Raw genomic sequence first — 11,809 nt, 5'->3', positions numbered from 1 at the left:
GAAGTCTTGACTAACTCTCCAGGTTTTCAATATTGATAATGTCGATTGGTTGATATTCTATTTTATCCGGGGTTGTATTATGTGCCAGATAGTTAAATAATCTTTTAAAGGTCTTCTCAGCCTGATCCACAGGTCTCTGGCTAATTAAAAAGTTAATGATTCCTTCTTTTAAATACTGACTATTCTTTTCGTATACTTCGTAACCTACAAGAAACAGATGTTCCAGATTTCGTTCTTTTAGGTATTCTGCAATTACAAAAGTTCGTGCACTTGAAACCATTATGCCACCAATGTTTAGGTTGTTTTTAAATACGCGATCTAAAGTTTCGTAAATGCCTTGTCTGTCTCCACTAGGTACTTCAACTGTAATTTTAAGCCCGATGTTACGTTTTCCAGGATCCATAAAATAACTCATGAAACCTTGATTACGCAAGTTTAGGTGGATCACATTATCAATGTCCTTTGCAATGTTAACTATTAAAATATCTTTGTCTTGTTCAACGCCTACATCCATAATGCTGGCAGCCACACGTCCCCCTTTTCTTGCATTTTCACCAATAAAAGTAAGTGCGTTTGATTCTTCTATATTCGTGTCGATAAAGGTATAGGGAATAGACAAAGCATCAAGTTCATGACATAGTGCTATTGTTTCATTTTTAAGGATGGGAGCTATGATTATTCCATCAGGTTTCCACTCTATTAATTTCAATGCTTCTTGTTTAAAATCGTCCGCATTGTGCATCTCGTAATTGAAATACTTTACATTGGCAATAAAGGGAGTGGTGGATTCTTTTCCTAATTCAATGCCTTTGGGATGTTCTTCCCAGAATAGATTATTACCTGTACTACGAGGAAGAATAACAGCTATTTTATATGATGTTGGTGATTTAAGTGCTCGTGCAGCAATATTGGGTTGATAATTGAGCTTTTTAGCAATTGCCAATACTTTTTCTTTTGTAGCTGCTTTTACCTCTCCACGATTGTGTAAAACTCTGTCAACAGTTCCTATTGATACTCCAGCCTTAAGAGCTATATCTTTTATTCGTACGGTTTTTCCCGGCATATTCGTTAAATAAATATAGCCTGACTTAAATAAGTCAGGCTATAAAAAATATTGTAATTATTAATGTGATACAGGTTTGTAATGAGGAACAAGTACTTTCATTATTGCCCAACCAATTAAATATGCAACAGCACAAATTGAGAAGATAATGAAGTATCCAGCTTCAATTCCCTGGAATCCCATAAATTTCATGCTTGTTTTATCCGCAAAGTCAAATAGCATACCAGATCCTTTGTTAATACAGAAAGAACCTAATCCACCTGCCATACCACCAATTCCTGTAATTGTAGCAATAGCTGATTTTGGGAACATATCACCAATTGTAGAGAAGATGTTAGCTGACCATGCCTGGTGAGCTGCACCTGCTATACCAATAATAATAATTGGGAACCAATATGAGTGATCTCCTAACGGTTGTGCAAATAAAGCAAGTAATGGGAAGAATGCAAAAATAAGCATTGACTTCATACGACCTGCATATGGATTCATTCCTTTCTTTTCTACAAAATACGTTGGTAAATAACCTCCAATAATAGACAATAAAGTAATAGCATATAGAACAAATAATAGAACTTGTGCCATAGTTGTGTCAGAAGCTAATCCATAAACATCACTTAAGTAAGCTGGTGTCCAGAATAAGTAAAACCACCATACACCGTCAGTCATAAATTTACCTACGATAAAAGACCATGCTTGCTTGTAAGAAAAGATTTTCCAGAATGGAATTTGAATAGCTTCAGCTTCTTTTGCAGTAGTGTCATTTTCATCGTGATCCTGATTGATATAGGCAAGCTCAGCTTCGTTTACTTTTGGATGCTCACTTGGTTTTTTATACATGAATTCCCAAAAGCCCATCCAAACAAAACCTAAGGCTCCAATGATGATAAAAGCCATTTCCCAACCAAAGTGAGATGCAATTAAAGGAATTGTTAATGGAGCACCTAATGCACCAACAGTAGCCCCTGCGTTAAAAATACTGGTTGCGTAAGCTCTGTCTTTTTTAGGGAAGTATTCTGCTGTGGTTTTAATTGCTGCAGGGAAGTTACCTGCTTCACCAATTGCTAAAACAAAACGAGCAAAGATAAATAGCACAACACTAACATTCATTACTCTTGCTACATTCTCAACAGTACCAATAGCTTCTTTTGCACCATGAAATCCAACAAGCCATTCTCCTGTAATAATTCCAGAAGTAGCAATTCCGCAAAATGCATGTAAAACAGCACCTACAGACCACACACCAATGGCCCATAAAAACCCTTTTTTAGTTCCCATTTTGTCAACAAATCTACCAGCAACTAATAAACCGATAGCATAAAATACAGAAAACCACGCGGTAATATTTCCGTAATCACCATTTGACCAATGAAACTCAGGTGCAATAAAATCTTTCCACGTGAGTGATAGTACCTGACGATCCATGTAGTTGATCGTCGTGGCAAAAAATAGTAACGAACAGATGGCCCATCTGTATTTCGTCATGTTTTCTTTAATTTGTTTAGTAGACATTAATTTGTATTTTTTAGATTTATGTATTAATTACTTATACTTCTTCTTATTCCTAATTCCAAACCTCTGATTTCTGCTAAACCTTTCATTCTTCCGTATAATGAATATCCAGGATTATTTGGATGGCCAATATCTCCTAACATTTGATGACCATGGTCAGGACGTACTGGTATAGAAAAGTCGTTTCGGCCTTCCTTTTTGCGACGTTCTTCTTCAAGAACAATTGTTTTTAAGACTGAATAGATATCAACATCTCCATCAAAAAGCATGTCTTCACTAAAGTTGTGATCAGTGTCTCTACTTACATTTCTTAAGTGAGCAAAGTTGATTCTTGGAGCCAGTTCTTCAGCCATAACTGAAAGATCATTGAAATATCCTGCACCCCATGATCCGGTACAAAGTGTAACACCATTGGAAATAGAATCAACAGTACTGATAATATCTTTTGCATCTTCAAGAGTACTTACCACACGAGGTAATCCAAGTAATCCCCATGGTGGATCATCAGGATGGATTGCCATTCTGACTCCGGCACGCTCAGCAACTGGAATTATAGCATTAAGAAACTCTAATAGGTGTTTTTTTAGTTTCTTATCATCAATATCCTTATAAGCATCTAATACTGATTGGAATTGTTCCAGTGTATAACTTTCTTCAGCACCAGGTAGTCCTTTAATTACAGTATTTGTTAATTCTTCGACACCTTTCTCGTCAAGGCTTTCAAAATATTCTTTAGCTTCAGCCTTTATTTTATCAGTATAGTCATTTTCAGCATTAGTTCTTTTTAAGATGTAAATATCAAATGCTGCAAAAACTTTTTGTTGATAAATTAATGCATAAGAACCTTCCTTTGCTTGAAAATTTAAGTTTGTACGCGACCAATCCAGAACAGGCATGAAATTATAGCAGATAGTTTGAATTCCGCATTCTCCCAGATTTTGTATAGATTCCTGGTAATTTTTAACGTACAAGTCCCAATTGCCGGTTTGTTTTTTTATGTCTTCGTGAACAGGAACACTTTCAACCACAGACCATGAAAGTCCGTGTTCTTCAATCATGTTTTTACGAATAAGAATTTCTTCTTTGGTCCAAACCTCTCCGTTAGGGATGTGATGTAGTGCTGTAACAATTCCTGTAGCACCTGTTTGTTTTATATCATCGAGCGTAATCCGGTCGTTAGGACCATACCAGCGCCATGTTTGTTCTATAGCCATCGTTTTTACTTTAAATTAAAAGCACTTTAATATTCTCACACTATTGGTCTGAAGTTTTATAGATTAATAATAAAAATTCAGACCAATATAATCTATATTTTTAACTTGATAATGGTTTATTGTCTATACTCCGGAGTATGCGCTAAAACCACCATCAACAGGAATAACTACTCCTGTAATAAAGTTTGCCCAATCAGATAGAAGGTATAGCATTGTACCAGTTAATTCTTCTGGTTCACCATATCTTTCCATTGGAGTGTTTCTAATAATCTTTTCTCCTCGTGGAGTTGCCTCTCCTGTTTTTTCGTCAATAAGTAAAAAGCGGTTTTGGTTTGTTAGAAGGAAGCCCGGAGCAATTGCATTTACTCTGATGCCAGTTTTTGCAAAGTGAACAGCTAACCATTGAGTGAAGTTGTTAATGGCTGCCTTAGCTGCAGAGTAAGCCGGAATTTTAGTTAATGGAGTATAAGAATTCATAGAAGATACGTTGATAATAGATCCTGCTTTTTTATCTAACATATCCATAGCAAAAACCATTGAAGGAAGTAATGTTCCCTGAAAGTTTAAGGCAAATACTTTATCGAAGCCTTCCATTTCTAAACCAAAGAAAGTATCATCAAGATTATTTAAATACTCGTCAGTTAAAAATTCAGCTTGCGTTGTAGCACTTGCAGCGTTTCCCCCGGCACCATTTACCAGATAGTCAATGGTACCTAATTTTTCATTAATAACTTTTTTAGCAGAATTTAAAGATTCTTTGTCTAAAACGTTTGCAGAAATACCTATTGACTTAACATTGTATTCGTTTTCTATTTCAGAAGCAACTTTTTGTGCAGCTTCTAAATTTAAATCTAAAATTGCAGTTTTAACTCCTTGCGAAGCAAGACTCTTTGCCATGGTAGAACATAGTACACCACCACCTCCGGTAATAACCGCAACTTTGTTTGATAAATTTAAGGGAACCATAAAGAATGATTTTGAAGAATACAAAGTATAAAAGAATGATTATCAAATAGCATGGCTAACTTTTATACTTTGTATTTATAATGATTGATATTATTTTCTTGCAGCTTCAATGTTAGACATTAACTCCTTAACAACTTCTGTTAAAGCGTTCCAGTCTTTGTTTGCCATTACATCACTTGGGAAAAGTTTAGAACCCATTCCTACACAAGTAACACCTGCAGCAAACCATTTTTCTAAGTTTTCTTTTGAAGTATCAACACCTCCTGTTGGCATAATATCCGTCCAAGGCATTGGAGCTTTTACAGCCTTTACAAAAGAAGGACCACCGACTTCTGAAGCTGGGAAACATTTTACTAAGTCAGAACCTAACTCCTGAGCTTTGTTGATTTCTGAAATTGTACCACAACCTGGAGACCACATTACTTTTCTGCGGTTACAGATTTTAGCCATATTTTCGTTTAATAAAGGAGATACAATAAAGTTAGCTCCTAATTGAATATATAAAGCAGTAGTAGCTTCTTCTACAATAGAACCTGCACCAAGGATCATTCCTGGTAAGTTTTCAAGAGCATATTTATTTAACTCACCAAATACTTCGTGAGCAAAATCACCTCTGTTTACAAACTCAAAAACGCGGATACCGCCATCATAACATGATTTTAGAACCGCTTTACAAACTTCAATATCTTTATCGAAAAATACAGGAACAACTCCTGTTTCTTTCATAGCTTGAAATACTTCTAGTTTTGAATATTTTGCCATTATATTTTAATGTTAACTTGTTCTTTAATAGTGATGATAGATTGATGAACCTGATCCAGAGGTGTTGATGAAAAAGTTTTTTGTGCCCGGAAAACTTCCCCTCATAAATATTTCACTCAATCTATCATCTTTATAAATCCAAAAAATATTTTGATATAAAGTGCTCAAAAACAATTATGCATTACATACAATTGTATGTTAAATATGATAGTACGTTTACTATCTATTCAAAAACTAAATAATTCTTCAAAAACTTTATTTACGACACATTATATATTTGGATGTAGTATGCGTGGCAAAATTGTTTCTGAATCACCTTATATTTTAAATCTAATTATCGTGATACTCTACCTGAAGCATCACCACCCATTAGTTTTTCAACCTCTTCAACAGTAGCAAGGTTGTAATCACCATGAATTGTGTGTTTCAGGCATGAAGCAGCTGTTGCAAACTCAATGGCTTTCTGATCGTCACCTACATAAGTAAGTAAACCATAAATTAATCCACCCATAAATGAATCACCACCACCTACACGGTCAACAATGTGTGTAATATCATAATCAGCAGCTTTAAATAAATCTTTACCATCGTATAAAACTCCAGACCAGGTGTTGTGGTTAGCATTAACAGATCCACGTAAAGTTGTAATAACTTTTTTAACACGAGGGAATTGAGTCATGATTTGTTGAGATACACTTCTGTAAGCCTCAGCATCTACATGTCCTCCTGTAATATCTACGCCTTCCGGTTTAATACCTAAAACCATTTCAGCATCTTCTTCATTACCTAAAACAATATCGCAACCAGCAACTAATTCTGGCATCACTTCAGAAGCTGTTTTACCATATTTCCAAAGGTTTTTACGGTAGTTAAGGTCTGTAGAAACAGTAACACCTAATTTGTTAGCAACTTTAATTGCTTCAAGACAAGCATCTGCAGCTCCTTGAGAAACAGCAGGAGTAATTCCTGTCCAGTGGAAGAAATCAGCATCTTTAAGAACTTCTTCCCAGTTTACCATACCAGGTTTAATTTCAGAGAAAGCAGAGTATGCTCTGTCATAAACAACTTTACTAGCACGAGCTACAGCTCCTGTTTCAAGATAGTAAGTTCCTAATCTGTCTCCACCATACACAATGTCATCTACTTTTACAGAATGCTTAAGTAGGTCCATTTTACATGCTTTTCCAATATCATTTTTAGGTAAACGAGTTATAAACGACACATCTATACCATAGTTTGCCAATGAAACTGCAACGTTTGCTTCTCCTCCTCCGAATGAAGCTTTGTATGATGTAGCCTGAGAAAAACGTTGGTACTCAGGAGTTGCAAAACGGAGCATAATTTCTCCAAAGGTTACTACTTTTTTTGCCATTGTTTATTTAATTAAGATTAAAAGTTGATATTTTATACTTTGACTTCGGTAACCTTAACGGTTTTTATTTAAATATCTATAAACTCTTTGTTTTTAAATGATCACCATCTATTGAATTCTTATAAGTAATTTGTCAAATATAAAATTTGAGAATTAATTACATATCTGAACTACAGGTGATTAATTAAAATACATGATGTTGTTTGTATTAAATTTACGTTAATTATTACCGTTAACGAACACGAAAGTATAAAACATTTTTTAACTACCAAAATATTTAACATTTTAATGAGTTAGGTGTTGCACTAAATTAAATTAGCATTTAATCGTGTATTTATGTTTTGTAAGTTATAGTATATCAAATGTATAGGTAAAATATGTGGGAGCCGTATTTTTTTATTGTGTATTAATAGTTTTTAGGGGTAATGTAAAGTGATTTATGTTTTTGATAGGTCGTTAAAGTTAACGAAAAGGATATGAAAAGTAATTATGGAGAATTTTTGAAACTTCTCAAATCATGATTTAAATGGAAATTGGATTATTTCAAAAAATGTATATTCGCAACAAAATCGCTATTAATGAATACAATTGATAAAGAACTTGAAAAGGTTTATGCCTTGTTAATGCAGGAAAAGGAGGAAGATCTTATTCAATATAAACGCAAAATGGCTAATACCTCTGTAAACGAGAGACGTAAGGAGGGTGTTTGCTGGTACCCGTTGGTTGTTGATAGAACAAAATTTGACGCTGGTGAAAGATTATTAATTAAGGTTTCCAGACCAAAAGAGCATAATCATTCACATTTATTTCAATCCGGGAAATTAGTTTCATTGTTTTCAAATGCCGGAAACAATAATGAACAAAAATACGCAGTAAATGGTGTGGTTAATCAGGTTCGGGATAATGATATGATTATTACACTGAATGCCGATTCGGAACCAGATTGGTTAAGAGATGGGAATTTGGGCGTTCAATTGTTATTTGATGAGAATTCATATCTTGAAATGGAGCGTGCTCTAAAAATCGTTTTACAACCTCAGGATGAAAGGTTGGCAAATCTAAAGCATATTATTTTAGGTAGTGCAGAGGGGGAATTGGATGATAAAGGTTTGGTAGAACTGAATTTTTTGAATGCGAGCCAAAATAAAGCCTTAAATTTAATTTACAGTGCTAAAGATATAGCTATTGTTCATGGGCCTCCGGGGACAGGAAAAACAACCACAATGGTTGAAAGTATTTCTTTTACTTTAAAAACAGAAAAGCAGGTTTTAGTTTGTGCACCTAGTAATGCAGCCGTTGATTTGTTGGTTGAAAAATTAGCTGAAAAAGGATTGGATGTTGTTCGTATCGGGCATCCGGCCAGAGTTACAGAAGATGTATTAAAAAAGACGCTAGATACCAGAATAGCCCATCATAATAATTATAAGGATTTAAAAGCTGTTAAAAAGCAGGCTGAAGAGTATTATCAAACGGCCATGAAATATAAAAGAAACTTTGGCCATGAAGAAAGACAACAGCGAAGATTATTGTTGCAGGAATCGAGTAAGTTAAAAAAGGAGGCAGAGCATCTTGAATATTATATTGTAAATGATATTTTATCTAACGCTCAAGTTATTGCAAGTACGATGGTCGGTGCATCAAATTATCAAATTCGTGATCGAAAATTTAGTACTGTTTTTATTGATGAAGCAGCTCAAGGGTTAGAGCCCGCAACATGGATACCTATTACCAAAGCAAATCGTGTTGTGTTGGCCGGTGATCATTGTCAATTGCCTCCAACCATAAAATCGTTCGAAGCCGCCAAAGCTGGTTTAGATGAAACGCTTTTTGAAAAAGCTATTAAAAGAAATAAAATGGATGTGATGTTGCAAGAGCAATATCGTATGCATAAAGATATTATGACTTTTTCGAGCAGGTATTTTTATAATGACAAACTTATTGCCAACAAAGAGGTTGAAAACTGGAAATTGTTCAATGAGGATTTAAGTGTTGAATTTATTGATACTGCCGGCTGCGGTTATTTTGAGCAGGTGGATTCTGAAACGAAAAGTTCCTTTAATAGAGAGGAATGTGAGTTGTTACAAAAACACATGAATGAATATTTGTCAAACCTTGAATTTAATCAACTAACAAATGTTTCTGTTGGAGTTGTGTCTCCTTATAAAGCTCAGGTCAACCTTTTAATGGAAACCCTAAAAGGAATTGAAGAAAGTTACGAGCAGTTAAAACCTGTAGTTGCAGTTAATACTATTGATTCTTTTCAGGGACAGGAGCGTGATGTAATTTATATTAGTTTGGTTCGATCCAATGAAAAGGGAGATATTGGTTTTTTAAAAGATATCAGAAGAATGAATGTTGCGATTACCAGGGCTCGAAAAAAACTTGTTATAATAGGTGATAGTGCAACAGTTGGTCAGCATGATTTTTACAGTAAGTTCCTTGATTTCGTAAATGAAATTGGTTCCTATCGAAGTGCATTTGAGTATATGTCGTATTAATTCGTTGCGATAATCTGTAATTAAAATGATTTAGTACTTTTGCATCAGCTTAATAACGCAATAATTCAATTGGTTTGTGATAGCCAGTAAATGATCAGTATTTATATGATGAAGGATGAAAATATAGCAATTGTTGTACCCTGCTATAATGAATATACCCGCCTACCCAAAAATGATTTTATTGAATTTTTATATCAGACAGAGCGTTGTAAAATTGTTTTTTCTGACGACGGATCAACAGATCATACCATAGATGTGCTTGAAGAGATTAAAGCTGTAGCTCCGGAAAGAGTTTTTATCAATGTTTTAAAGAAAAATGGAGGAAAGGCTGCTGCCGTGCGAAGTGGAGTGCAATATTGTTATGATCAGAATTTAGAATTTCATAAAATCGCTTTTTTAGATTCTGATTTGGCAACATCTTTAAACGAATGTATCAGAATCAGTAAAAGAATTGAAAAAGATGTTGTGTTTGCTTTTGCTTCACGTATTCAGAAAATAGATAATCGAATTGACAGAAAGTTATATCGTCATTTAATAGGTAGAGTTATTGCTACTGTTATATCTGTAATTTTAGGAATGAATGTATATGATACTCAGTGTGGATGTAAGGTGTTTACCAGAGATTTGGCTGAAAAAATATTTAAGGATGCCTTTATTTCTAAATGGTTGTTTGACGTGGAGCTTTTCTTTAGAATAAAACATCTGTATAAAGGTAAAGAAATTAAAAAGTTAGCACGAGAGATTCCTTTAAAGGCATGGATTGATAAGGATGAATCGAAAGTTAAATTCTCGTATTCTTTGAAACTATGGCTCGATTTATATAGAATAAATAAAAAGTATAATAAATAATTGTCCGATCAATGTTAAATAACAAAAAGTTCTTTCGCTATAGTCTTGTTGGAATTCTTTTAATACGATTACTGTTAAATGCAATTCTTCCTTTAATGGATAAAACCGAGGCCAGATATGCAGAGATTGCACGAATCATGTATGAAACAAATAACTGGATTACACCTCAAATTGATTATGGCGTTCCGTTTTGGGCTAAACCACCATTGAATACATGGTTATCAGCCTTAAGTATGAAGGTGTTTGGAGTAAATGAATTTGCAGTTCGATTCCCTGCTTTTTTGCTTTGTTTGCTAATTGTTTTTATTGTATCAAAAGCTGTTAAAGAAAAAGGATTGGGTTTATTTATATCTGCTTTTGTAATGTTTACTTTGCCGCAGTTTTTATTGCATGCAGGAGTTGTTTCAACAGATACTAGTTTGTTATTGGCAATTACTTTAATTATGATTGGTTTCTGGAAGCAGATTAATGAACCCAAAAAGAATATTTGGGGATACTTGATGTTTGTGGGAGTAGGGATTGGTTTGCTGGCAAAGGGACCAATAGCAATTATACTTACAGGTCCCCCAGTCTTCATTTGGGTAGTGTGGTTTAAACAATGGAAAAATCTGTTTACAAGAATACCCTGGTTAATTGGGATTCCAATTATGCTTTTAATTGCAGTACCATGGTATATTTTAGCCGAACAAAAAACGGAAGGATTTTTGGATTATTTTATCGTAGGTGAGCATTTTAAGCGTTTTGTTGATTCGAGCTGGAAGGGTGATAAATATGGATTTCCAAAGCAGCAACCATTAGGTATTGTATGGCTTTTTCTTTTAGGAATGGCATTACCATGGTTTCAGGTAGTGATTGGGAATTTATGGAAGAATAGGAGTGTTGCTATCAAGGATAAATGGGTTTTCTTTTTAGTAGCCTGGATGGTTTGGACTCCTTTATTTTTCACTGTTTCAAAAAGTTTAATTCATACTTATGTTTTACCGGTAATGCCGCCTATAGCATTGTTGGTTGTACATTACTGGGATGCTATTAAAAGAAAGAAGACTAATGTGATTATTAGTTTGATTTTACCTTCTTTAGCAGCCATCGCTTTAGTGGTAGGTTTATTCAATAATAATCTGGAAAAGTACAGTAATACAGATAAGTATTTAATTGAATCGGTTGGAGAATTAAATAAGCCGCTTTATTACCTGGGAAAAAAGAGTTATTCCAGTCAGTTTTACAGTAGGGGTAAGGTGGAGACTATAAGCTACGAAGAGTTGCACAATAAGATCGTTCAAGGTGAAGCTTTCTATGTAATTATTAAGAATAAAACACTAAAACGAAATCCTGAATATTCAATTGAAGGTCTTAGTTCAGAACATCAATCTATGAAAAATACAATATATTCAAGCAATTAAAGCATTAATATATAGAATTGGTATCAAAGCCTGGAAAAAATTTTCCGGGCTTTTTTTTCATTAGAATGATACTTGTTCGAAGCCCTTTATCATAAGATAGAATTAAATATTGATGAGTTCGAAATATATTAGTATGAGATAGACGGCTTGTTTTAATTGTTCGAAAATAGTTCTTG

Annotated in this window: 9 protein-coding genes; 3 read left to right on the top strand and 6 right to left on the bottom strand. The window is 34.2% G+C overall.

Annotated features, from left to right (window positions below):
- Nucleotides 1-10: 10 nt before the first annotated feature.
- From OM075_RS11325 to OM075_RS11300, 6 genes are all read right to left on the bottom strand, one after another.
- A complete protein-coding gene (locus OM075_RS11325) occupies nt 11-1,063 on the bottom strand; it encodes a LacI family DNA-binding transcriptional regulator (RefSeq protein WP_301190628.1) in 1,053 nt (350 codons plus the stop codon).
- 60 nt (nt 1,064-1,123) lie between these two features.
- A complete protein-coding gene (locus OM075_RS11320) occupies nt 1,124-2,572 on the bottom strand; it encodes an MFS transporter (protein ID WP_301190627.1) in 1,449 nt (482 codons plus the stop codon).
- Between the two features lie 26 nt (nt 2,573-2,598).
- Nucleotides 2,599-3,786: a mannonate dehydratase gene (gene uxuA / locus OM075_RS11315; protein ID WP_301190626.1), complete on the bottom strand. Its 1,188-nt coding sequence runs from the start codon at nt 3,784-3,786 to the stop codon at nt 2,599-2,601.
- Nucleotides 3,787-3,909: 123 nt separating this feature from the next.
- Complete coding sequence (locus OM075_RS11310) at nt 3,910-4,752, bottom strand: SDR family oxidoreductase (RefSeq protein ID WP_301190625.1); 843 nt, start codon at nt 4,750-4,752, stop codon at nt 3,910-3,912.
- Between the two features lie 90 nt (nt 4,753-4,842).
- A complete protein-coding gene (locus OM075_RS11305) occupies nt 4,843-5,514 on the bottom strand; it encodes a bifunctional 4-hydroxy-2-oxoglutarate aldolase/2-dehydro-3-deoxy-phosphogluconate aldolase (RefSeq protein ID WP_301190624.1) in 672 nt (223 codons plus the stop codon).
- A gap of 334 nt (nt 5,515-5,848) precedes the next feature.
- Entirely contained in the window at nt 5,849-6,886 is a 1,038-nt protein-coding gene (locus OM075_RS11300; protein ID WP_301190623.1) for a sugar kinase, read from the bottom strand.
- 578 nt (nt 6,887-7,464) lie between these two features.
- Between OM075_RS11300 and OM075_RS11295 the strand changes: the two genes are divergently transcribed.
- From OM075_RS11295 to OM075_RS11285, 3 genes are all read left to right on the top strand, one after another.
- Nucleotides 7,465-9,384, top strand: coding sequence for an AAA domain-containing protein (locus OM075_RS11295; protein ID WP_301190622.1), 1,920 nt, complete (start codon nt 7,465-7,467; stop codon nt 9,382-9,384).
- A gap of 90 nt (nt 9,385-9,474) precedes the next feature.
- On the top strand, nt 9,475-10,233 hold the full coding sequence (locus tag OM075_RS11290) for a glycosyltransferase (RefSeq protein WP_301190621.1): 759 nt from the start codon (nt 9,475-9,477) through the stop codon (nt 10,231-10,233).
- Nucleotides 10,234-10,244: 11 nt separating this feature from the next.
- Nucleotides 10,245-11,633, top strand: a complete 1,389-nt coding sequence (locus OM075_RS11285; RefSeq protein ID WP_301190620.1) for an ArnT family glycosyltransferase — start codon at nt 10,245-10,247, stop codon at nt 11,631-11,633.
- Nucleotides 11,634-11,809 lie beyond the last annotated feature (176 nt).

It is taken from the genome of Plebeiibacterium sediminum, assembly GCF_026013605.1.
In the GTDB taxonomy this organism is placed as follows: domain Bacteria; phylum Bacteroidota; class Bacteroidia; order Bacteroidales; family Marinilabiliaceae; genus Saccharicrinis; species Saccharicrinis sediminus.
The sequence above is the reverse complement of the archived record's forward strand: the minus strand, read 5'-3'. Positions and strand labels throughout refer to the sequence as shown.

Coding starts and splice junctions, on each gene's coding strand:
- OM075_RS11325 (WP_301190628.1), bottom strand. CDS start 1,063: ATGCCGGGAAAAACCGTACGAATAAAAGATATAGCTCTTAAGGCTGGA.
- OM075_RS11320 (WP_301190627.1), bottom strand. CDS start 2,572: ATGTCTACTAAACAAATTAAAGAAAACATGACGAAATACAGATGGGCC.
- uxuA (WP_301190626.1), bottom strand. CDS start 3,786: ATGGCTATAGAACAAACATGGCGCTGGTATGGTCCTAACGACCGGATT.
- OM075_RS11310 (WP_301190625.1), bottom strand. CDS start 4,752: ATGGTTCCCTTAAATTTATCAAACAAAGTTGCGGTTATTACCGGAGGT.
- OM075_RS11305 (WP_301190624.1), bottom strand. CDS start 5,514: ATGGCAAAATATTCAAAACTAGAAGTATTTCAAGCTATGAAAGAAACA.
- OM075_RS11300 (WP_301190623.1), bottom strand. CDS start 6,886: ATGGCAAAAAAAGTAGTAACCTTTGGAGAAATTATGCTCCGTTTTGCA.
- OM075_RS11295 (WP_301190622.1), top strand. CDS start 7,465: ATGAATACAATTGATAAAGAACTTGAAAAGGTTTATGCCTTGTTAATG.
- OM075_RS11290 (WP_301190621.1), top strand. CDS start 9,475: ATGATCAGTATTTATATGATGAAGGATGAAAATATAGCAATTGTTGTA.
- OM075_RS11285 (WP_301190620.1), top strand. CDS start 10,245: ATGTTAAATAACAAAAAGTTCTTTCGCTATAGTCTTGTTGGAATTCTT.